The sequence below is a fragment of the Alteromonas sp. ABD4_190 genome (genome assembly GCF_056160105.1).
Genome location: NZ_JBSWWN010000001.1, coordinates 397,650 through 421,769, shown reverse-complemented (window position 1 = coordinate 421,769; position 24,120 = coordinate 397,650). Strand labels below are relative to the sequence as shown.

The window sequence follows — 24,120 nt, the reverse complement described above, 5'->3', positions numbered from 1 at the left end:
GAGGTACACTTAGCGCCATGAAAATACTTCTTGAAGATACCATTCCGTTTGGCACCGATTACCTTAATAGCGTAGGTGAGGTTGAAACCTATGCATGGCAATCTCTTGTGCCTGAAATGCTGCGCGATGTAGATATTCTTGCGCTGCGTTCTACTACCAAGGTTACCCCTGAACTGCTGACTAGTGCTAACAAGCTTAAGTTTGTTGCTACGGCAACAGCGGGAACCAATCATCTAGATAAAACGCATTTAGATAGCGTGGGTATTATGCATAGCAGTGCAGCAGGCTGTAATGCGGTTGCGGTTGCCGAGTACGTGTTAAGTGTTTTATTACATGCGCAAAAAGCCCAAAAGCTCGATTTATATAATGCGACAGTGGGAATAGTAGGTGCTGGTAATGTGGGAACTGCATTATCAAGAATTTTAACGGTAATTGGCGTTAACCACTGTCTGTATGACCCACCGCTACAGCAAGCGCTAGCAAAATCTGGTAAGAAGGAGCATAACGGTCAGTCATTTGTAGACCTAACGCAAATAGCAAAGTGCGATGTTATCTCGCTTCACGTGCCTTTTATTAAAGGCGGCGAATATCCTACATATCAGATGATAGACGAAGCGTTTCTGGAAGGATTAATGTCAAACCAGCTGCTTATAAATGCATGCCGGGGCGAAGTTATAGATGAAGAGGCACTACTTAACCTGCTTCAACAAGAACAGGCGCCAACGGTGGTTCTCGATGTGTTCGATAATGAACCTGCCATAAATACAGCATTATTTGACTATGTTTGGTTCGTTACACCACATATCGCGGGGCATTCTGTAGAAGGCAAAGTGCGCGGTACGCAAATGATTTACGAGCAGATTTGTGAGGTAGCGGGCACAGCTCTAGATAAAGAACTCAGCGATTTTCTAGATAAGACCAACCCAATAAACGCTGAGTTAGCATCGCCAGAAGCATCTCGGTTATCGGTTGAAGATCTTACTGCGGTATTTCACAAGGTGTACGATGTTGCTATTGATGACGAAATAACGCGAAACGCTTTTCCATCAACATCAAAAAATAACGAAAAGGCGAAATCTGACTTAGCAAATACGTTTTCTGCACTGCGCAAGCAATACAGAGTACGTCGCGAGTGCAGCGCCTATACGTTACACTTGTCAAAGAACACCAGTAAACAAATTCAAAACACTTTCACCAAGCTAGGCTTTTTCGTTAGTCTGGTTTAGTTATTTTCTTATTAGGAGCATAAAGCATTATGTCGCAAGCGTTTGACGTAGCGGTACTTGGCGCAACTGGTTTAGTGGGCCAAACCATGATTGAACTATTAGAAGAGCGAGACTTTCCGGTAAATCGTTTGTATCCTCTTGCCAGTAAACGTTCAGCTGGTAGTACTGTATCGTTTAAAGGCGAAGACATTGAAGTATTAGATGCTGATGATTTCGACTGGTCATTAGTGCAATTTGGCTTTTTCTCAGCCGGTGGAAGTATCTCAGCAAAATTTGCTCCGCTAGCCGCAGAGGAAGGCTGTATTGTTATCGACAATACTTCAGAGTTTCGTTATGAGCCAGATATCCCACTTGTGGTGCCAGAAGTTAACGCTCATGCACTGGCAGAGTTTCGCAATAGAAACATTATTGCAAACCCAAATTGCTCAACCATTCAAATGTTGGTTGCGCTTAAACCTATTCAAGACGCCGTTGGTATTGACCGTATTAACGTGTGCACGTACCAGTCGGTCTCTGGTGCAGGTAAAGAGGCTATGGAAGAGCTGGCTAAACAAACCGCAGGTTTGCTAAACGCACGTGAAGTAAAGCCAGAATCGTTTAGTCGCCAAATTGCCTTTAACGTTATCCCTCAAATCGACGTATTCCAAGACAACGATTACACCAAAGAAGAAATGAAAATGCTGTGGGAAACCCAAAAAATTATGGGCGATCAAAGTATTTTGGTAAATGCGACGGCTGTGCGTGTACCTGTCTTCTATGGTCATGCTGAAGCTATTCACCTTGAAACGCGTTCGCCAATAGATGCGCAGCATGTTAAAGAGCTTCTAGCCGATGCACCAGGAGTTACCGTGTACGACGGAAATGAGCAGTTCCCAACTCAGGTTAGCAGCGCAAGCGGTAACGACATTGTGCACGTGGGTAGAATTAGAAACGACATTACTCACCCTTGTGGCTTAAATTTATGGGTGGTTTCAGACAACATCCGCAAAGGTGCAGCGACAAACAGCATCCAAATTGCTGAGACGCTAATTCGCGATTACTTGTAAAGGCTTTAGCAGAGGCTCTTCCTCTGATTGAATGGATAAGCACAGGAAAAGGTAAACATTTTTCTGTGCTTGCCGATACGCAAACTAAGCAGGGTGTTTGTTGCGATGAAAAGAATGCGTCTGTTGCATTGTAAAAGAGAAAACGTATAGCGAATTTGGCTTGCTTAACGCGATGAGAAGATAAATCTCAGGTCAATAAATATGCAGCATTTAGCAAAACTTCAAGCATTAGATTAGACCAATACTACTGTCTAACTAGATCACCCTTAATAACTGGTTTATAGTTTGTAAGGTTAGGAACAGAACAAACTTAAAAACAATAGTCAGTCAGGCACTTAGGCGAACAGTAATAACTATAAAAAGCGCAAACAAATCTTATTGCTAAGTTCATAATGACTGTAAAACGCTAGCTTGATGATTAATGGCTTCAAGGTGGCTTAAGAATAAAAATAAAAGCCAATATATTCTTTTGTGGTGATTGGCTAAAAAATCCGCCCACACGAACCGGGTGGTAAAGACGCTTGAGGGCATATAGGACTGCTATGAAATTGCATTTGACGGGCTTACTTTTACTCACATTATGTTTGTCTGGCCCTGTAATCACTGTTGATGCACAAGAACGCGCTACCTTCTTAAAAGGTCCGAAAGACGCAACTGATCTATATTCTGGTCTAGAGTATGGACCTATTGATGCTAACGATACCCTCTGGCGTATTGCCGAGCGCTATCGTCAAAACAATAACCTGAGTGTCTATCAGGTTATGGCTGCTATTTATGAACTCAACCCCAATGCATTTGAAAATGGCAACTTAAACTTATTAGTAGATGGCGCAGTTTTGAAGCTGCCGTCCGAGCGTTATATTGCCAGAATCGACAAACAAAAAGCGCAAATGCGAGCAGAGCAAGACGATAGGGCATTTGCTGAAGCGCTTAATAAGCCCGGTAGTAGCGTAAAAAATATCAAGCCTGTATCACCGTTAGTCAACCAGCAAGACCTCACTCAAACACAAACTGACATTGAGCAAAAGATCAACCGCTTAGATCAGGAACAGACTCGTCAATTCGATGAATTACGTATGCAATTTGCCGCTTCGCTAGAAAACGTTGAGGCAATATTGAATGAAAATAAACGTTTATATGAACGCGTTGAAGCCGTAAACGGTGAGCTAGAAACCTTGCGTAGCCAGGTTGAAGGCGATGTTAAGAGCCAGCTCGATATGCAAGTGGCACTTCAGCAAGAACTGCTCGAAATGATTAAAGCCGAGCAGGCTCAGCGCGAAGCAGAAAAACAGTCTTCGTTTTTAAGCGCACTTACCAGTCCGTTAGGCTTGATCATTGGCTCTGCAATTCTGTCGCTATTGTTGGTAGGTGGCCTAATCATGTGGCTGCTTAAACGCAACAGTAAGCCTGAGGAAGCGCCCTCGACTGGGCCCACTATCACAGCTGATAACGACGAAGTTCCGGTGCCAGATACTGACATTGACGATCTTTCAAGTGCCTTAGCTCCAGATTTAGATGACAAAGCGGAGTTATCAGATGATGACTTGTTCAATGATGACGACTTGCTTGACGACGTCCTTACCTCTGATTTGGAAGAAAGCTTAGATGATGAATTAGAAACATTTGCCGATCTTGAAGACGACATGTTGGTGCCAGGCGATGACAACGATGATTTGTTTGAAGCGGGAGCCGATGAACTCGATCAGAGCGAATTAGATAGCTTGTTTGACGATGATGATTTGTCAGACAAGGTATTAAATGAAAAAGAAGCAGATGATCTTGAAGGCTTTGACCTTTCAGGTGATGACGACATCTTTGATGAAGATGCTGTTGAAGATGGCGAGCAAGAGGCAGCGGCCACGGAGGAAGTTGCGACAGATGATGACGACGATTTCGATATTGATGACTTGCTTGACGATGTGCAAAGCCAAGACGTTGATAAGTCGGAAAGTGTTGAGTCTGATGAATCCGATGAAGTAGACCCTGATGATGTATTGGCTGAGGTTAATGGGGCAGCCGATTCTGAAAACGTTGATGAAGACGATATAGACGCCTTGCTTGCAAGCTCGGTAGATCCGGCGCCTGACTCGGAAGAAGAGGAAGAAAGTGCTGCATCTCTGCCAAGCGTAGAAGATGAGGACGACAAGCCAGAAATAAGCATTGACGATTTGCTTGAAGAGCATGGTGTTGATGCAGATCTAACCGATGAGTTAGACAGCAACGACGACCTTATCAATGAAGACATGCTGAGTAAGCTCGACGACGAGATAAATCAGCAAAACAAAGAAATAGATAAAATCACCGACGACTTGCTTAACGAAATAGAGCAAATTGAAATGATGGGTGGTTTAGGCGAAGAAGATGATGAAGACAAAGATGACCTGGAAGGTGAGATAACTACAGCGGCACCGTCACCTCAGTCAATTCAAAGCCTTGATCCCATTACTGATGATTTAGATGAAATCGCCACCGACGAAATAGAAACTGATGCTGATTTAAGTGACCCTCTATCCGACGACCTTATTGCTGAGCTCCAAGCGGAAGATGAATATTTGGAAGAGCCTTCAGATGGTGAGGAGCCTTCAGCGGAGAAAGAACTTTCAGCAGATCAAGAATCGCAAGAGGTAAGTGATTCAGTATTAGATGAGTTCGAAGAACGTGATGAAGACACTTCAAATGAATTACCTTCTCAAGCAGAAGACGATGGCGACTTTGATGACCCATTTACCGACGAGTTGCTCGCTGAGCTTGAAGCCGAGCTGGAGGGGGAACCAGAAGTTAGTCCAAGCGCTGACCCTGAAGCTTACGATGAAGATGCAGACTTTACGGTTTCTGATAACGAAGAAGGCGAAGACGATTTAAGCGACCCTCTAACTGATGAGCTTCTCGCTGAACTAGAAGCTGAGGAATCTAAAACCAGCGAAGATGTAGACCAGTTGACAGACGAATTACTTTCTGAACTTGAATCTGAAATAGAGTCTGAAGGTGATACAGACGCAGTATTTGATGCTACTAGCGAAATCATTGCACAACCTGAAGAATTAGAGCCAGCGCTAGAAGAACAACCAGAGTTAGGCACAGAAGTAGAGCCCGAACAAGATGCCGACATAGGTTCAGAACTAGAGCCTGTATTAGAAGCAGAGCTGGAATCTCAGCCTGAGCCTGAATCAGAACTAGACTTTAATACGGAATCAGAAGAAGGAGAGTTAGCACCTGAAGATAAGGTTGAGGTGGAAGCTGACGCTGATGACGATAATGCAGAGCCAGAGCCAGAGCCAGAGCCAGAGCCAGAGCCAGAGCCAGAGCCAGAGCCAGAGCCAGAGCCAGAGCCAGAGCCAGAGCCAGAGCCAGATGCGCAACCGGAGTTGGGTGCTGAAGTAGAGCCTGACCAAGATACCGATATAGAGTCAGAACTAGAGCCTGAATTAGAGGCAGAGTTAGAGTTTCAGCCTGAGACCGAATCAGAGCTGGAATTCGAAGAAGAACAAGAAGCTGAGGTCGAGCCGGAATTTGATCCCGAAAGTGGCGAGGGCGATTCTGACGACCCATTAGACGACGCCATTGAAGCGTTCGAGAAACAAATGATGGACGACATTCCTTCTTTCGGTGATACGGAGCCATCAGCGGAAGAGAAGCCATCAGCGGAAGAGAAGCCATTTGCGGACGAAAAGCCGTCAATTGACGATGTCTCTAGCGACGAATCAGAGCCATCAGTAGAAGAAGACGGCGACGAGTACGACGACAGTCTGTTAGATGCAGCATTCGATGAAATAGATAGTTTTGAGCTTGAGCAAGAAGTCGACGGTGTTGATGAAAGTAACCAGCAACCCGAAGAGCCAGACTTAAACGAGAGTGACTCAGATAATAGTAAAGAACAAGAATTCAATGAACTTGATGACGTGCCAGGCCTCGGCGATTGGTTGTCTAGCTCCGATGACGATGATGCTGTCGACGACAATGAGATACTCGATGACCTAGACAGTGCTGAGTTTGATGAACTTCTCCAGAGCCTTGAGTCAGGCGATGCCGCAGATCCAAGCGACATCGAAAATGAAGATACACAAGAATCAGTCGCAGAGAGCGATGAAGATACATTCGAACCTGAACAGGAAGCTGATGACGAAGCTACGTTTGAGTTGGAAGAGAATGTCGATGACAATCTTAAATCAACGGAAAACGATGATACCTTCGAGATAGATGAAAACGACGAAACTCTTGAGTTAGATGATGGCGACGACCTAGAATCAGCGCAGGATGATAATGAAGAAGAAACTTTCGCCCTTGAAGACGATGACTCTGAACTAGCGTTAGACGACCTCGACATTCCAGATGATGTGGACTTAGATATCGCCACGCCTACGGAAATTGAAGAGGACCAGCAGGATGTAGAAAAAGCAGAGCCTGAAAAGGAACAAGAGGAAGAGCTGAAGCTTGATAATCCTGACTTAGATTTGGCTGCTTTACTTAGCGACGTCGATGCTGATAGTGACTCTCCAACATCTTCCGAAGATTTCCTTGACGTAGAAGCGCTGATGGACGATGGCGACGATTCAGATGCCACTGATCCAGATAGCCAAGCGCTAGACCTGGATGTGAGTTTATCTGACTTTACTGGTGTATCTGACGATGACACGGTAATTGATATTGATAAAGATGCGGGGCAAAACGCGAATTTAGATTTGGCTCGTGCATATATTGAAATGGAAGATGCAGATGCTGCGAAAGAGTTGCTTGAAGAAGTAATGAAAGAAGGCAGCGAAGAACAAAAGCAGGAAGCGGCCTCAATTCTACAAAAGATTACCTAATTCGCTTGTAGGAGTAGGCGTAAACCTGCATTGATTGTCGTATTTAGCGGCCTGTATATTGATAGGATATACAGGCCGCTTTTGATTTCATCAACTTGCATTTATTTGCCATGCAGTGGCTGGGCTTTGATTATAAGCAGCATTGCATGTTGTAAGCGAGATGACTACACTTAGCGCCTTTTAAGAGACGGGGTAAAACTGATATGGGGCGAATTGCCTTAGGGATTGAATACGACGGTGCTGCAGTTTACGGTTGGCAACGCCAGCGCGAAGTACCGAGTGTTCAAGAGCATCTTGAAAAGGCACTATCGACAGTAGCCAACCAACCTATTGAAGTGCAATGCGCTGGACGTACCGACGCAGGTGTGCACGCGACTGGACAAGTGGTTCACTTCAGTTGTGATGCTCCACGGTCAGAGCGCGCATGGACGCTTGGGGTTAACGCAAATCTTCCAAACTCTGTTGCTGTTACCTGGGCGAAAAACGTAAGCGATGATTTTCATGCTCGTTTTTCTGCTACCCATCGCCGCTATCGCTACGTTATCCATAATGCAAAAATGCGCCCAGCAATTTTGAACTCGGGTGTTACCCACATTCACCGTGAATTAGACGAGAAGAAAATGGACCTTGCCGCCCAAGCGCTATTGGGTGAACAGGACTTTACGTCGTTTCGCGCAGCATTGTGCCAAAGTAAAACCCCGTTTCGCAATGTGACCGATGTAAGTGTGTATCGCCAAGGTCGCTATGTGATTATTGATATTCGTGCCAATGCGTTCTTGCATCACATGGTTCGCAATATCACTGGCGCGCTGGTCGAAATTGGGGCGGGGGAGCAAGATGTAAATTGGGTTGCTCATCTGCTAAGTTTAAAAGATAGAAGCAAATCGGCAGCCACGGCGAAGCCAAATGGTTTGTACCTGGTAGACGTAACTTATCCTGAAGAGCATAACCTGCCTAAAGGGCCCTTGGGACCACTGTTTCTGCCAGATTGCACATAACACTGTCGATGTGTACAAGGAAGTATTGTGACCACGTTTCAATTTTTATCAAAAACTTTTGGTTTGTTATTGTGTTTAACGGCATTAGAGTGCGGTGCTGATATAAAAGATAAAAAACCTAGCATACGTTTCGCGGTTAACACACCAGGTGCTGCCCCATATTTATATTATGATGAGAACTCAAAACGCTATGAAGGCATAGTCGTCGATTTTTTTAACTCGGATGAGCTATCGAATCAGTTTCGTATCGTTTATTTGGACTCGAATCGTGCTAGAAGCGAAGATTTATTAAAATCGTCATCGATAGATTTGTTTTTATCTTCTGAAAGTTGGATAAGTAAACCGAACGACTTTCTGTTTAGCGAAGAGTTGATAAAGCATGACAGCTATATCTACTCAACTTCAAATTTTGAAGGGCCATTTGTACCTGAGGAAAACTTATCCTCTAGTATCTGTACTAGATACGGCTTTACTTATCCCGTTTTACAGCAGTTCTTTGGGACAAAAGAAGACAGCATTCAGAGGGTTGACTCAAGTAGCCAACTTACAATGGCTATGATGATGTCGAAAGGGCGTTGTGACTTCACGATAATGAATGAACACAACGCGCGTGCTGTTATGTTTAACAAGGTGTTTTGTTCTTCAGAATTCTATCAGTCTCCTAACATTGTTAGCCGGGTTCGTTTAGTGTTTGTTATTCGTTCTGATTTAAACTCTCTCAAAAATAAAATAGATAGTGCGCTGAAGCACTTTGTCGAAAGTGGACAACGGCAACTTTCGCTAGAACGTCACTCAGGTGTTAATCGGTTTCCAAAACTTACATGTCACGGTGCTCGGTGAAACCAGCATTCTATGAATTTTGCCAGTGATAATTTAAGTAAAAGCTAACAGCGGTGAGCATTACTGATATCGACTGCCAACTTCTAAGACCAGTTTTGTTTTTTCCATTTCGTTGTATTGTGGTCTAATAGCGCGCTATATTAGGTAGCTGTTCTATTGTGTTACGTATTTTCTCTTTGTAATACAGTATGAAACTTAAAAATTTAATGCGTTGTTGACCACAAGTATGAATAAACATTAATCGTCATGGTCGGCAAACAAAAACAAAGGATTCAATTTCCATGAGCTGGATTCAAAAAATTCTTCCTCGCACGCAAACTTCACACAAAGGTAATGTGCCAGAAGGTATCTGGACAAAGTGTGGTTCATGCCAAGCCGTGCTGTATAAGAGCGAACTGGAAAAACTTCAGGAAGTTTGCCCTAAGTGCGACCACCACATGCGCATTACTGCACGCCGTCGCATCGATGCGTTCTTAGACGATGGCGATCGCGTTGAGTTAGGTGCAGAACACGAGCCTCAAGACGTACTTAAGTTTAAAGATTCTAAACGCTACAAAGACCGTATTGTTGCAGCGCAAAAGTCGACTAATGAAAAAGATGCTCTAGTGGTAATGCAGGGCAAGTTAAAAGGTATGCCTGTAGTCGTTGCATGTTTTGAATTTGCGTTTATGGGCGGCTCAATGGCGTCAGTAGTAGGTGCACGTTTCGTTGCCGCTGTTAATGCATGCTTAGAAAATGATATGCCACTAATTTGCTTCAGTGCAAGTGGTGGTGCGCGTATGCAAGAAGCGCTTATGTCATTAATGCAAATGGCTAAAACATCGGCTGCCCTTGCTAAGATGAGCAAAAAAGGCCTGCCTTATATTAGTGTGCTGACCGACCCTACAATGGGTGGTGTATCTGCAAGCTTGGCAATGCTTGGTGACGTAAACGTAGCCGAGCCAAAAGCGCTTATTGGTTTCGCGGGCCCTCGCGTAATCGAGCAAACAGTAAGAGAAAAGCTGCCTGAAGGTTTCCAGCGCAGTGAATTCCTTGTTGAGAAAGGTGCAATTGATATGATTGTTGACCGCAGAGATATGCGTGATAGATTACACAGCCTGTTGGTTAAGTTGCATTATAAGAATTAGTGAATAACGAAAACAATTTAAAACCTGGCTCAGTGCCAAATAAAGAAGGCGCAAAGGCGCCTTCTGCTTCAAAAAAAAGCCTGAGCCAATGGTTGTCCTACCTAGAATCTATTCATCCTAGCGCCATCGATATGGGGCTAGACAGAGTGAAAGAAGTGGCCAATGCCATGGCACTTTCACTTAGCCAGTCTTTGGTTATTACTGTTGCAGGCACAAACGGTAAGGGCACAACGTGCCGCTTACTCGAGCAGGCCATACTATCGCAAGGTAAAAGTGTTGCGGTATACAGCTCGCCTCATTTGACCGATTACCGTGAACGAGTGCGTTATAACGGCGAATTACCGCCTGCCAGTGAATTTGTCGATGCTTTTGAGTTTGTTGAAAGCGCGCGAAAGAGCACGGGTGGCGAACCCATTACCCTGACTTACTTTGAGTTCGGTACACTGGCTGCAATGAAAATGATGCAGTCATGGGCGATCGATGTAGTTATTCTTGAAGTGGGGCTCGGCGGGCGTTTAGACGCTACGAATATTATAAACCCTGACCTTTCCGTTATAACCACCATCGATCTCGACCATCAGGATTGGCTTGGCAATACAAGAGAAAAAATCGCTCGGGAAAAAGCGGGCATTATGCGCAAAAACGGTAATGCAGTGGTAGGTGAGCTGTTTCCTCCATCATCGCTTTACGATGTGGCAAACGAACTACAAGCTAACGTACGTTGGGCTACACAGGACTTCGTCACAGTCGTAGCAGGTGATTACAGCGAGTGGAGCTGGAAAGGAAAGAGTAACAGCTACGCGTCGCTACCTTACCCTAAAGTTCCACTTCAAAATGCGAGTACAGCGTTGGCCGCGCTGGAGCTACTAGATTTGCTGCCCGAAGAAAGTGTGGTTAGGGACATTATCGAAAATACCACTATGCCGGGTCGCCAACAAACTATTAGTGAATCGCCTCTTGTTGTCGTAGATGTTGCTCACAATCCACAAGCTACTTCTGCCATGCAAGAATGGCTAAACCGTTACGATGTTAGCCAAATGCGTGTTGTTGTGGGTATGCTTAAAGATAAGTCTATTGCTGAAACCTTGGCACCACTTTCCGGTCTTAACGCCAAGTGGTACTTAGCTTCAACAAGTGGACCGCGGGGTTGCAATGCAGAAGTACTTGAAAATGCACTTGTTAATGCCGGCACAACCATAGAGAATATAGATACGTTTCAAGACGTGACTTCAGCATATCAACGTGCGCTTGCAGATTATCAAACTGGTGAACTTATTCTCGTTTTTGGTTCTTTTGTTACCGTTGCAGACGTGCTTGCTGAGCAAAACTAACGCGCGCATTGTAGGTAAAACCGTGTATTCAAGCAGGAGAGCACAGTGACATCGGCATTAAAGAATAGACTGGTGGGGACAATTATTGTTGTCGCCCTAGCGGTTATCTTTTTACCAGACTTTCTTGATGGCAAAAAGCAAACGAACAGAGAGCCTTTTGTCTCTGTTCCTGCAAACCCGCCTAAAAAGCCCATCGTAGAGCCTGAATCTTTTCCATCAGAGCGGGTAGCGAAAGCTGCGGTTCCGGCTGTGGAGATTGAAGATGAAACAGCGTTAGATGAAGAGCTGGTTGCTTCAAGTACAGGTAACAGCACGAATACTGACGAAGCTACAGCCGCTAAAGCGCCAGTGCCAAAAGCCTTTGAAGAAGAGGACAAGTTAGCGAGCCAAACGGTTGTTGATACGAAAAGTGCCACTGCCGATGATGACGCAGGCTGGGTTATTCAGCTTGGCAGCTTTCGTCATGAAAAAAACGTAAAAGCTCTGCTAGCCAAACTTGAGAAGGCTGGGTATAGAGCTTTTAGCCGCAAAATTCAAACCAGCTCTGGCCCGCTCAATAAAGTCTTTGTTGGCCCAGATTTAGATAAGAAGAAGCTGGAATCGGCACTACCGCATTTGAAAGAGCTCACCAAACTTAAAGGGAAAGTCACCACGTTCAAAGTTGAGTAGGGCGTATTCTTTCTTTGTTGAACCACGCTTACTGAAAGGAAGTGTCACGGATTGCATTACAGACTAGTAATATTTCTATCTTCTGTTAGAATGCGCGCCATCTCGCCAAAGGCTCGTTGCTTCGTCACAAAAAGCAACATCAACGCAATAAAGAGACGATGAACTGGGTAGACTTTTCCATACTGGGTATCATTGCGGTATCTACCTTAATAAGCCTTATTAGAGGGTTTGTTAAAGAAGCCATCTCGTTAGTGGTGTGGTTTGCTGCACTCTTTATTTCAAGTAATTTCTACGCTGACCTTGCCGTTTACTTCACAGCCATTGACGACCCTTATCTAAAAAACGGCGCTGCAATCGCCGCGCTATTTATTACAACGCTCATTCTGGGCGGCATGATTAATTACGTCATAAGCCAATTGGTACAAGCAACGGGGTTGTCTGGCACAGACAGGGCCCTTGGTATAGTTTTTGGTGCTCTGCGTGGCGTGCTAATCGTTAGCGCATTGCTCTTTTTTATGGATACCTTCACCGGCGCCGCTTCCTCTAATTGGTGGCAAGCATCGGTGCTCATTCCAGAGTTTGGTGTCATCATTGAGTGGTTTTTCAGTTATGTGAAAGACTCCTCCAGTTTCTTAAATCCCGCTTGAAATAGGTAACGCACATGTGTGGTATAGTCGGAATAGTTGGTAAAACGCCCGTAGCTCAGTCACTGTACGACGGTCTAACGGTTATTCAACACCGTGGACAGGATGCCGCAGGCATTATGACTATCGACCAAAATATGTTTAATTTGCGTAAGGCAAATGGCTTGGTTCGAGATGTTTTCCATACGCGTCATATGAAAAGGTTATCGGGCAACATGGGTATTGGTCATGTTCGCTATCCAACCGCGGGTACGTCAAGCTCTGCAGAAGCACAGCCGTTTTACGTAAACTCGCCATTTGGTATTGCCTTTGCTCACAACGGCAACCTTACCAACGCCCATGAGCTACAGGAAGAGGTGTTCCGCATTGCACGCCGCCACATCAACACCACCTCAGATTCAGAATTATTACTTAATATTCTTGCTCACGAACTGCAGCAGGTAGCGGGTTTAAGCGTAAGCGCCGAACACATTTTTGAAGTGGTAACGAAAGTTCATAAGAAAATTCGTGGTGCCTACGCAGTCGTTGCGGCCATCATCGGCCAAGGTATTGTAGCGTTTCGAGATCCCCACGGTATTCGTCCGCTTGCGCTTGGTAAGCGTATGAGCGAACTGGGTGAAGAGTGGATGGTAGCCTCTGAAAGCGTTGCACTTGATGCAGTTGGCTTCCAATTTGTTCGCGATGTAATGCCAGGTGAAGCGGTATTTATTACGGAAGAAGGGCAATTGCATACTAGACAGTGCGCCGAAAACCCAGTCACCTCTCCGTGTATCTTTGAATTTGTTTACTTTGCTCGACCAGACAGCTTTATTGATGGTATTTCAGTTTATGCATCACGTGTAAACATGGGCCGCAAGCTAGGCGAAAAAATTAAGCGTGAATGGGCAGATCTTGATATCGACGTAGTTATTCCTATTCCTGAAACGTCGATGGATGTAGCGCTGCAAATTGCGAACACACTTGAACTGCCTTATCGTCAGGGATTTGTTAAAAATCGCTATATTGGCAGAACCTTTATTATGCCTGGCCAAACCATGCGTAAAAAGTCAGTGCGTCGTAAACTAAACGCCATCTCATCTGAGTTTAAAGGCAAGAGTGTATTACTTGTTGACGATTCTATTGTGCGCGGTACTACATCGGGTCAGATCATTGAAATGGCCCGAGAGTCTGGTGCAAAGAAAGTGTACTTTGCGTCAGCGGCTCCGGAAATTCGCTTCCCGAATGTATACGGTATCGATATGCCTTCGGCAAATGAGTTAATTGCATACGGACGAGAAATCGATCAAATTGCAGAGCTTATTCAAGCAGACGGTCTTATTTTCCAAGATATTTCTGACCTGGTTGAAGCCGTTCGCGAAGAGAATGATACGATTCAGCGTTTTGAAACATCAGTATTTGACGGTAACTATATCACTGCCGATATCAACCAAGAGTATCTTGAGCGCATTGATATGTCACGGGGTGAGGCAGCAAGAAAAGCACCTGTGGTGCAAGCTGAATTGAGTAACCTTGATGTACATAACATTGATGCTGCTGATTAGCATCTTTGGAATACGCTGATAGTTAGCCAGAAAAGCCGCTTTAAAGCGGCTTTCCTTTATCCATCTTGTATCGAACTGGAAGCGCTAGTGCACGAACACTGGCCCGCCAGTTAATCCCCACACTAATACCGAGCCTGTCATTAGAATAACCAGTAAAACTAGCCCGCATGTGACTACCGAGCTTGAGTAAATAAAGCCTTTGTCTTCTGGCATATGCATCAAAATAGGTACGCCGGAATAGAGTAGGTAAACTGAGTAGCTAATACCCACTAGCAGTGCCGTCATCACTACCCAAAGTTCAGGATAAAGACCGGCAAAGCCAACCATGAACAATGGTGTTGCCGTATAGGCCGCAAGTTCTAGTGACTGGGTATACGTGGGTGTTGCATCAAACGCTTTAGCCAACTCATGAATTAACACTGCCAGCGCTACAACACCGGCAATTAAGCCAAAATACATACCGATACCCATCATAATGGCGGTATTCTCACTTAGTCGTATTATGTCTCCAGCACCAATACTCCACCCAGTATGCGCACTAGAATAATAGGCTACGAGGGAAGGAATAAGTGCAATAAAAGCAATGTGGGTAAGCGCGTAAAAATAGGTTTCGTGTTTGGTATCAATGGTTTGCCACTCTTCTTTAGGGTGAGTGTAAATACCAATTAAATGGTTCAAAATCATAAAGTCCTGCCTTGTTCACCAACGTTATTATTTTAAAAAATATTGTTGTGGGGCAGGGTAAATACACGGACAAACCGTAAAACCAAGAAAACACGAACACGACGCAAGGCGTCAAACACTGCCGTTAACAATATATTTACAATCTGAGTGTGCAGCAGAAAAGCAAAGCCGTCAATAAGAATTGATTAATTTATAAACGGCTATAGGTGCTAGTTGGATTGTGGAACGCCGGAGTGAAAACGCAGTTCCTTATCGTCACTTTCAATAAGTGATTTTTCAACGCTTCCAAAATGAGCGACGCGCTCTGAAATATCGGTTTTGGCGATTTGCTCGGCAAGGGTAAGATAATCTTCAAAGTGTCTAGCCTCAGAGCGCAACAGCGACACATAGAACTTGCCTAAATCTTCGGAAACATACGGCGCAAGTTTGGCAAAACGTTCACAGGAGCGCGCTTCAATGTAGGCACCACAAATGAGCTTGTCGACAAGCTTTTCAGGTTCGTAAGTGCGTACGTGACGTAGCAATCCATTGGCGTAACGGCTTGATGTCACCGATTTATATTCAAAGCCCAACTCGTGCATAATTTCGAGTACTTGATAAAAATGATGAAGCTCTTCTTTAATAAGCATAACCATCTTATCTAACATGTCTTTTTTAAACGGATCTAAACCTTCAACATTAAACACGCTTTTAGACAGGTGCTTAGTATTTAGTGATTGCCAATCGCCCTCATGGCGGTAGGTGAAGTCTTCATAGGGCTTCAGCCAGCCAAGCAATACTTTACTCGTTTCCTCATCAGCCACATAGCGACGAAGCAGGTACATAGCCGATTGTGCTGCTTTAAGCTCGCAAATTAAGTGATCGGTAAGAATAACCCGAAGGTTTTCTTCTTTCTGCGCTTCGTCTATCCATGACTGTGGTGTCTCGCAATGTAAAAAATCATTGACGGGTGACAGGAGAGACGTGACTTCAGAGGAAGATATTACAGACATGTTGAAACTCGGTTTTAAGTGCTACGAATTTTCAGTTACATTTGAATTTGTCATACTTTCAACGGTAGTGTCGGCAAGGCAGCTGTCTGCGCTGTAGACTGAGGCTATCCAAATTCGATGCTTCTGAACTGAGCGTCAATTTTACTTGATACCCGCAAGCCGTTACAACTTAAAATCGAGGCCATTAAATTACAAAATGAATTACCTTGCCCATCTTTTTTTAGCACGCCCTACTGCCGACTCCCATTTTGGTAATTTACTTGGCGATTTCAGGCGTGGCGTTGATATAAGCACATATGGAAAAGCAGTACAGCTAGGTCTTAAAAACCACTACGAAGTGGATAAGTTTACGGATAGTCACGACAGTGTTTTGGCTGCAAAAGAACTGTTTGATAAAAGCCGCCGGCGATTTGCGCCTGTGGCGCTAGATATCTACTTCGATCACTTGCTGATAAAGCATTGGTCGACGTTCACGTCGCAAAGCTTTAACGAATTTCGAGAGCAAAGCTTTTCCTTGCTAGAGCAGAGACTGCCCACTATGCCAAGGGCAATGCAGCATAGCGTAGGGCACATGATAACCCACGATTGGTTTGAAGATTATGCTAAAGAAGAGGGGATTGCGAGGGCCATTTCAGTCGTTGCTAAACGAATTCGGTTTGCGAACTCTTTTCATCACGTGGTAGACGATATAAGTGCGAATAAAACGGAAATAGAAGCGAGATTTTTAACATTTTTCCCAGACCTCATCGCTCATATTAAGGACAGGGGGCCTGAAAATATCAATAAGGGTTAGTCGCCATAACAGAAACGTATCGAAGAAATTGGTAGTTCTATCGTTGATTGCTAAGCTCACTTATTAACAGCGATATAGTCTTGATTGATAGAGTCTCAAGTATAGTGCAATGATGGTCTGTATGAAAAACAGGTTAGCTTGCGCTCAACAAATAAAAAACCAAAAACTAACGACACACAAAAGACGAAAAAATGAAAAATCAACTCGCATCAAATAGAAATACTAGAGGCCTGCTATGTAGTCAGGTTAACTCAAAACACAAATTACAGTTTCACCATTTACTAACACTTACTAAAACACCCCTCCGCCCGTTAGCATGGCTTACGGCGGTGATGATTACTTTTGTCAGTTTGACAGCTAGTGCTTTAGCCCAAGAAGAGAGCTCGGCTTCCCACGCTCGTGCGATAAAAATTGATAGTAGTGTAGTAACAGAGCATGAAACCAAGATTCTTGGCAAGCGTGTAAAATACAGCGCTACCACAGGTACTCAACCGGTTTGGAACAGTAAAGACGAAGCGGTTGCCACGTTGTTTTACACTTACTATCAGCGCACTGACGTAAAAGAGAATACCGAGCGCCCGCTTATAATTTCTTTTAATGGTGGCCCAGGCTCTGCGTCAGTATGGATGCATGTAGCTTACACAGGCCCTCGCATTCTTAATATTGACGATGAGGGCTACCCGGTTCAGCCCTATGGTGTTCAAACTAATCCATACTCTATTTTGGATGTGGCTGACATAGTGTTTGTTAACCCAGTAAACACGGGGTACAGCCGTGTGTTACCAAAAGCTGATGGCAGCATGCCGTCGCAGGATGAACAAAAGAAGATGTTCTTTGGCGTTAACGCGGATATTAGCTATTTGGCCGACTGGGTGAATACCTTTGTAACACGAAATAATCGCTGGCGTTCGCCGAAGTATCTTATTGGTGAAAGTTACGGTACAACACGAGTTTCAGGCCTAGCATTAGAACTTCAAAACCGCCAGTGGATGTATTTAAACGGCGTCGTTTTGGTGTCACCAACAGATATTGGCATTGAGCGCAACGGGCCAGTAAAAGCCGCTAATAGACTTCCTTATTTTGCCGCCGCAGCTTGGTATCACAATAAGCTTGAACCAGAACTACAAAAAAAAGACTTAACTGAATTGTTACCCGAAGTCGAAGATTTCACTATCAACACGCTTATTCCGGCACTCGCTAAAGGTGGCTTCATTGGAGAGACTGAAAAGCGTGATGTGCTAAAACAAGTGGCGCGTTATTCTGGTTTAAGCGAAGCGTCTATTGCACAGAATAACTTAGATGTAAGCACAGCTTTCTTCTGGAAAGACTTATTGCGAGACGAAGGGAAGACCTTAGGCCGTTTGGATAGTCGCTATTTGGGCATAGACGCCAAGCAAAGTGGCGATCGCCCTGACTATTGGGCGGAGCTTACTTCGTGGCTGCATTCGTTCACGCCTGCTATTAATTACTATTTGCGTGAAGAGTTAAATTACAAAACCGATATTAAGTACAACATGTTCGGAAATGTGCACCCTTGGGATAGAAGTAACAATCAAACGGGGCAGAACTTGCGATTAGCCATGGCGCAAAATCCATATTTAAATGTGATGATTCAAGCGGGCTATTACGACGGTGCCACGAATTACTTCGATGCTAAATATACCATGTGGCAGCTAGATCAAAGTGGCACGCTAAAAGGCCGTTTAAGCTTTAAGGGCTATCGCAGCGGGCACATGATGTACCTGCGTCGCGATGACTTGAAGCAGTCTAACCAAGACCTACGTGAATTCATTAAAACAAGCACACCTAGTAAAGGTGCGCCTGCGATGTATAAAAGATAGTCAGAGGTATACGCCTGCTTTTTTGAGCTTTGCTAAACACTCGGCACAGCGCACTTTTAGCATATCTCTTAATAGCCTAACCGCTGGTGTAATAGACTGGCGGCTTGGGCAGATGAGCCACAGTTGTGTGGGTTTCGGTTGGTAGTCTGGCAACAAGGTAACAAGCCGACCATTTAATATGTCGTCGCAGGTATCTAGACTAGATTTAACAGCGACTCCTTTCCCTGCTACAGCCCATCTTCTGACCATTTCACCGTCATTAGCTGTCCGGTTGCCCTGCATTTTTACCTTTATCGGGTTATCGTTATGTACGAATTCCCATTCGTTATACACTTTATCGTGCAGCTGATAAAAAAGGCCGTTGTGACTTTGAAGGTCTTCGAAGTTTTTAGGTGTACCATGAGTGCTGATATAAGACGGAGAGGCAACAAGTAAGCGTGGCACATCACATATTTTAAACCCGTAAACGCTCGCATCGTCAGGCGAACCGTAACGTAGAGCTAAGTCGATTGGGTCGCGATAGAAGTCGATATTACTGTCATTTAAATTAAGCTTAACGCTTATTTTCTCATGCTCTTCCATAAAATCGTCAAGCCAAGGGGCAATCACATTGCGCCCCAGATCAGACGATAACCCAAGCCTTAGTTCACCTTCAATAACGCCGGCATCACCCTTTAAGTTCTGTTTAGCAGTAGTTAGCATCGACATGGCTTGTTCGCACGTCGGAAGAAAACGTTCACCTGCAGAAGAAAGCCTAAGCGAACGGGTTGTGCGAACAAACAATTCAGCGCCAAGCGCTTGCTCTACGCGTTTTACCGCCGCACTTGCCGTTGCGGTTCGCATATTTAAATGAGTGGCTGCAGCGGTAATGTTTCTAAATTCGGCTACTTTTATTACAACAGTTAAGTCATCGAGCAACATGATTTTCAAAAACCATTTGATAATGTTTCTAATATTGTGCTGTTTATACAAATTTAATCAAGGGTATGATGGAAATATTACTTAAAGGAGAAACGAATGATGAAAGCTATTGGCTATACCCGCTCGCTCGATATAAATGAACCTGATGTATTAATGGACTTAGAAGTCGATAAACCTAGTGCTTCAGGTAGAGATTTGCTTGTAAAAATTAGTGCGATAGCGGTTAATCCCGTTGATTATAAAATTAGGCAGCGAGTAAACCCAGAGGGCGGAGAACCCAAGATACTAGGCTGGGACGCAGTAGGTGAAGTAGTTGATATTGGCGCTGATGTTACCGAATTTACGGTAGGCGACAGGGTTTACTATGCTGGCGATCTAACTCGAGCTGGTTCAAACGCAGAATTTCAACTGGTCGACGAACGCATTGCCGGTAAAGCGCCTAAGTCTCTGTCAGACAGCGATGCTGCGGCACTTCCGCTTACTACCATTACTGCTTACGAGCTGTTATTCGATCATCTCGAATTAAAACAGCAAAGTGAAAAAAGCGACGAAGTGGTACTTGTTGTAGGCGCAGCAGGAGGTGTGGGCTCCATAATGTTACAGCTTCTTAAAACGCTAACGGGAGCCACGGTTATTGCTACTGCATCGCGTGAAAGCTCTAAACAGTGGGTGCAGGAATTAGGCGCCGATTACGTGGTCGACCACAGTAAACCCATGGCTGAGCAAATTAAAGGGCTAAACATTGGTGAAGTGACACACGTGGCCAGTTTAAATAATACTCACCAATACATTGATACCTACGTGGAAGTTATGAAGCCAAAAGGAAAATTAGCGCTAATAGATGATCCGGAAAGTTTAGATGTAGCAAAACTTAAACAAAAGAGCCTATCACTTCATTGGGAGTTTATGTTTACTCGCTCAATGTTTGAAACTGACGATATGGCTGGGCAAAGCCGTCTGCTTTCTCACGTAGCGTCGCTTATTGACGAGAGCAAAATTAAGACAACAGTTGGTAAACATCTAGGAAGGATCTGTGCAGAAAATCTTATTCAAGCACATAAGATATTGGAGGAAGGGCAGGCAATAGGAAAATTAGTCCTAGAAGGTTTCTAATTTCTAACACAATAAACTACGCTTACATCGACGTCTAAAGTTCATAGACGTCTTTTTTACCTATTTTTTAGCTTTACTAATGGGTTTTTATTCCTCTGTATCTAAGACTGTACCCGTTGTAACGTTGGAATACTTTACGGTGTGCGAATATCTCGATATATTAGAGGCTTATCTTGGAGCTGATATCGCTATCGGCATCATACTTTTAGTACATTTATTGTGTAGGGCTTAATAAATGGATTTACGCTTAAAAGCGTCGCGATTACTTCGTGCAGCGAGTATTTTTAGTTTTTTGTTTTTTTATTCCGCTGGCGCATTCGCTTTCAGTGACTTTGTAAAAGGTAATCCAAATAATGCAGCAGCATTAATTTACCTGTTACTGTTTATTGTTATTGTACTTCTTATTGTACCTCTCTATCAGTTCTATCTGAGTGCGGTTGAGTCATTAAAGCTTGAGCAAGAAAGAAAAGCGCACAATAGCATATTGGACTCTTTCGATACCGGAGCGCTCTATGTAGATGCTAATGGGAAGGTTATATCGTCTAACCAAACAGCCCTTACGCTATTTAATACTACTGAAGACCAGCTTTTAAGTAAGGACTTCACCTCTCTTTTCGCAAGTGCAGACAGACCCGCGCTTCAAGAAGCTAACAAAAGCGACCACGCCGTTGTAGATGCGAAACTTCAAAGTTCACGTGAAAAGCTATCTGTAAGCTTTGGTGAATCGATTGTTCAAGCGAAGTCGTCACTTCGAATCGTTACATTACACTCGGCAGAACACGAAATCGGCAGTGACTCTGGAAGAAACGTAAAACTACTGAATGAACTCTCTCAGACTAAGAAAGCGCTAACGGCCTCGTCATCAGAACTCGAAGCTTTGAGAATATCACTTGAACAGAAAGAAACAGAACTTTCAGGAAAAGAGAAGGAGCTAGAGTCCTTAAGCAAAGCGCATAAAAACGTTGAAAAGAACTCATCTGAACTACAAAAATCTTTAGATAAAAAATCAAAATCGCTCGACGAATCAAAAGCGCAGTTAGAAAAATATAATAGCGACATCAAAGAGAAAGAGAAGTTAATAAAATCCCTAGAAAGCGAAAAAGCGGATAAAGCCAATGAGGCTGTAAAACTATCTTCTGAGCTTGAATCATTGAAAGCAAATGTAACGGATAAAGAAGCGAGCTTATCAAAGTCTGAAAGTGAATTAGCAGAGTTAAAGGTTGCGTTTGAAAATACCGAAAAGTTGGTAGCCGAATACAAAGATTCGTTGGAGCAACAAGAAAAAGCAGCAGACGAAACTCAGCGAAATAAATTAGACGCTGCAGAAAAAGCACATGCAGAAGCTATTTCAACTTTGGATGCCAAGATCAAAACGCTTGAGTCTCAGTCTGATTCTGAAAAATCTGAGTTGCAGCAAGAACAGGCTTTACTTAAGAGTAATCTGGAAGAAGCAAACGGAAAGCTTGAAGCACTTCAAAAAGAACTGAATGAAGCGACCGAAAGGGCTGAAAGTAAAGCGACAGAAAACGAGAAGAGTAGCCAATTCATAGCAGAGCTTGAAGCTAAGATCACGTCCCTGGAGGATGAAAAAGCGAGACAAGCTAAGCAAATAGAAGAAAGCGAGAATAAATTTAAATCTACTCAGTCGGATGTGGACGGTAAACTCACTGATTTAAATAATGAGTTAGCTGAGTTACGCGATGAAAACAAAACCTTACAAGAAAAGCTTGAACAAAAAAATGTAGCGATTGACGATGCAGGGTCAAGAGCAAAAGAGATAGACGACAAAAACGCCAAACTCCAAGAAGAGTTTGAAGCATCACAAGCTGCATTGTTTGCTCTTCAACAAAGTGTTGAAGATAAAGAGGGCGAGCGTACCAAGTTCATTGAACAGGTTGAAGCGTTAAATAACGAAATAGAATCGTTAAAAGCGAATGCCGAAAAGCAGCAGACCGACTTAAGTAACAATGAAGCCAGGTTAATAGCTGACGTTGATGCAGCGAACGCCAAAGTTGCAGACTTGGATAAGCAACTGCAGCAACTTCAAAGTGAGAATACATCGTTGCAGTCTCGCCTTGAAGGCGATTCTGATGCAATTGCTCATGCTGACGAAAAAGTTAAGCAGCTCGAAGTTGTTAAAGCCGAGCTTGAGCAAGCGTTGGCAGATGAAAAAGCCACTGTCGCTATGCTAAAACAAAGCGAAGAAGAAAAGCAGTCGCAAGGCGAAGAGCAGTTAAAGCAACTTGAATTGGCTAAAGCCGAGCTTGAACAAGCGTTGGCAGATGAAAAAGCCACTGTCGCTATGCTAAAACAAAGCGAAGAAGAAAAGCAGTCGCAAGGCGAAGAGCAGTTAAAGCAGCTTGAATTGGCTAAAGCCGAGCTTGAACAAGCGTTGGCAGATGAAAAAGCCACTGTCGCTATGCTAAAACAAAGCGAAGAAGAAAAGCAGTCGCAAGACGAAGAGCAGTTAAAGCAGCTTGAATTGGCTAAAGCGGAGCTTGAACAAGCGTTGGCAGATGAAAAAGCCGCTGTCGCTATGCTAAAACAAGGCCAGGAAGAGAAACAGTCGCAAGACGAAGAGAAGTTAAAGCAGCTTGAATTGGCTAAAGCCGAGCTTGAACAAGCGTTGGCAGATGAGAAGTCTAATGTTGTTCAGCTTCGACAACTAGAAAAAGATAAACAACATCATGTTGATGAAGTTGAGGTTGCACTTAAGGCTGCAAAAGACGAAATTACGGCGTTAGAAGAAAAGGTTAAAGGTTCTTCAGAAAGCGCGGCTCAACACTCTGATAAGCTTCAAAAGTTAGAAGCATCTAAGACTGAGCTTCAAAAAGCGTTGATAGAGGCACAGGAAACTATTAGCAGTCTTAAGCAGGCAGAGTTAGCTAATAAATCTGTACAGAATGAGCTTCAAGAGCAGCAGCAAAGAGCTCAGAATGCAGAAGCAAACTTCGAAAAGCAGAAAGAAAGAGCGCAGCAGTTTGAGCAAGAGCTAGACTTGCTCAAGCAAGAACAGCAGAGGCTTAAAGATGAGCTTGAAGTTGCTGAAAAACAAGCTTCAACCGAGAGTGTCCAGCCTGCTGCCGCCTCAACTGTTGGCTATCCGGTTAGAGTTGATATCGAAGAATTGCCAAAACCTGAAAACGCTACCGCATTTTTTGATCTTAACTACTATTGGTCAGCTCAAGGGGAAGACGCAACATTATCTTCTTCATTGCATGAGTTGTTAACTGAGTTAGAGTCGCTTATTGATAGAGGTGATAAGGCTGTAGAGTCTGAGAAGTTACCTGCACTTGTTGCAACGTCTCAGTCACTGATGAAGCTTGCGCGTTCAATAAATTCAGACGCTTTGGTTGATTTGGCGCAAAGCTTAGAGAATGACTGCCGTCAAGGTTTGCTAGATAATGCCTTGATTAGATGGTACCCGACTAAGACAGGGCTGCAAAAGAGTTTGCGAGTGGTTTACGATCAATTACAGCGCATTTGACAATAATGTATATATACAAGAAAGCGGAGTCATGACTCCGCTTTTTTATTTCTAATGCCCAG

17 protein-coding genes are annotated in these 24,120 nt (G+C 44.0%); 14 read left to right on the top strand and 3 right to left on the bottom strand.

The window, feature by feature from the left end:
* Window positions 1-17: 17 nt before the first annotated feature.
* The 10 genes from ACXAFM_RS01890 (at window position 18) to purF (ending at window position 14,227) form a co-directional block, all read left to right on the top strand.
* Window positions 18-1,226, top strand: coding sequence for a 4-phosphoerythronate dehydrogenase (locus ACXAFM_RS01890; RefSeq protein WP_474833039.1), 1,209 nt, complete (start codon window positions 18-20; stop codon window positions 1,224-1,226).
* Between the two features lie 29 nt (window positions 1,227-1,255).
* Window positions 1,256-2,272: an aspartate-semialdehyde dehydrogenase gene (locus ACXAFM_RS01885; RefSeq protein ID WP_014979671.1), complete on the top strand. Its 1,017-nt coding sequence runs from the start codon at window positions 1,256-1,258 to the stop codon at window positions 2,270-2,272.
* A gap of 542 nt (window positions 2,273-2,814) precedes the next feature.
* On the top strand, window positions 2,815-7,077 hold the full coding sequence (locus tag ACXAFM_RS01880; RefSeq protein ID WP_474833036.1) for a FimV/HubP family polar landmark protein: 4,263 nt from the start codon (window positions 2,815-2,817) through the stop codon (window positions 7,075-7,077).
* A gap of 203 nt (window positions 7,078-7,280) precedes the next feature.
* Entirely contained in the window at window positions 7,281-8,075 is a 795-nt protein-coding gene (truA, locus tag ACXAFM_RS01875; protein ID WP_474826392.1) for a tRNA pseudouridine(38-40) synthase TruA, read from the top strand.
* A gap of 27 nt (window positions 8,076-8,102) precedes the next feature.
* Complete coding sequence (locus tag ACXAFM_RS01870) at window positions 8,103-8,915, top strand: hypothetical protein (protein WP_474826390.1); 813 nt, start codon at window positions 8,103-8,105, stop codon at window positions 8,913-8,915.
* A gap of 281 nt (window positions 8,916-9,196) precedes the next feature.
* A complete protein-coding gene (gene accD / locus ACXAFM_RS01865) occupies window positions 9,197-10,042 on the top strand; it encodes an acetyl-CoA carboxylase, carboxyltransferase subunit beta (RefSeq protein ID WP_118493756.1) in 846 nt (281 codons plus the stop codon).
* The gene (folC, locus tag ACXAFM_RS01860) at window positions 10,042-11,373 is read left to right on the top strand and encodes a bifunctional tetrahydrofolate synthase/dihydrofolate synthase (RefSeq protein WP_474826388.1); all 1,332 of its coding nucleotides are present in this window, start codon (window positions 10,042-10,044) and stop codon (window positions 11,371-11,373) included. Before accD ends, folC begins: the two co-directional genes overlap by 1 nt.
* A 45-nt stretch (window positions 11,374-11,418) precedes the next feature.
* Window positions 11,419-12,042: an SPOR domain-containing protein gene (locus ACXAFM_RS01855; protein WP_474826386.1), complete on the top strand. Its 624-nt coding sequence runs from the start codon at window positions 11,419-11,421 to the stop codon at window positions 12,040-12,042.
* 158 nt (window positions 12,043-12,200) lie between these two features.
* The gene (locus ACXAFM_RS01850) at window positions 12,201-12,689 is read left to right on the top strand and encodes a CvpA family protein (RefSeq protein WP_179983818.1); all 489 of its coding nucleotides are present in this window, start codon (window positions 12,201-12,203) and stop codon (window positions 12,687-12,689) included.
* 14 nt (window positions 12,690-12,703) lie between these two features.
* Window positions 12,704-14,227 (top strand): amidophosphoribosyltransferase, encoded by a 1,524-nt coding sequence (gene purF, locus ACXAFM_RS01845; RefSeq protein WP_334059452.1) that lies wholly within the window; start codon window positions 12,704-12,706, stop codon window positions 14,225-14,227.
* 84 nt (window positions 14,228-14,311) lie between these two features.
* On the opposite strand, the gene ACXAFM_RS01840 is transcribed toward purF, so the two are convergent.
* The gene (locus tag ACXAFM_RS01840; RefSeq protein ID WP_474833034.1) at window positions 14,312-14,911 is read right to left on the bottom strand and encodes a Yip1 family protein; all 600 of its coding nucleotides are present in this window, start codon (window positions 14,909-14,911) and stop codon (window positions 14,312-14,314) included.
* A 209-nt stretch (window positions 14,912-15,120) separates the two neighbouring features.
* Window positions 15,121-15,903 carry a tRNA isopentenyl-2-thiomethyl-A-37 hydroxylase MiaE gene (miaE, locus tag ACXAFM_RS01835; RefSeq protein WP_474833030.1) on the bottom strand — a complete coding sequence of 261 codons (783 nt, stop codon included), beginning with the start codon at window positions 15,901-15,903 and terminating at the stop codon, window positions 15,121-15,123.
* Window positions 15,904-16,099: 196 nt separating this feature from the next.
* Here miaE and ACXAFM_RS01830 point away from each other — a divergent pair, with 196 nt between their 5' ends.
* Window positions 16,100-16,696, top strand: a complete 597-nt coding sequence (locus tag ACXAFM_RS01830) for an acyl carrier protein phosphodiesterase (RefSeq protein WP_474833027.1) — start codon at window positions 16,100-16,102, stop codon at window positions 16,694-16,696.
* Window positions 16,697-17,028: 332 nt separating this feature from the next.
* Window positions 17,029-18,537 carry a S10 family peptidase gene (locus ACXAFM_RS01825; RefSeq protein ID WP_474835543.1) on the top strand — a complete coding sequence of 503 codons (1,509 nt, stop codon included), beginning with the start codon at window positions 17,029-17,031 and terminating at the stop codon, window positions 18,535-18,537.
* Here ACXAFM_RS01825 and ACXAFM_RS01820 read toward each other — a convergent pair whose 3' ends face one another.
* Window positions 18,538-19,458: a LysR family transcriptional regulator gene (locus tag ACXAFM_RS01820; protein ID WP_474833025.1), complete on the bottom strand. Its 921-nt coding sequence runs from the start codon at window positions 19,456-19,458 to the stop codon at window positions 18,538-18,540.
* A gap of 99 nt (window positions 19,459-19,557) precedes the next feature.
* Between ACXAFM_RS01820 and ACXAFM_RS01815 the strand changes: the two genes are divergently transcribed.
* Both ACXAFM_RS01815 and ACXAFM_RS01810 read left to right on the top strand, forming a co-directional pair.
* Complete coding sequence (locus ACXAFM_RS01815) at window positions 19,558-20,571, top strand: zinc-binding alcohol dehydrogenase family protein (protein WP_474835542.1); 1,014 nt, start codon at window positions 19,558-19,560, stop codon at window positions 20,569-20,571.
* A 235-nt stretch (window positions 20,572-20,806) separates the two neighbouring features.
* Window positions 20,807-24,058: a hypothetical protein gene (locus ACXAFM_RS01810; RefSeq protein WP_474833022.1), complete on the top strand. Its 3,252-nt coding sequence runs from the start codon at window positions 20,807-20,809 to the stop codon at window positions 24,056-24,058.
* Window positions 24,059-24,120: the final 62 nt, after the last annotated feature.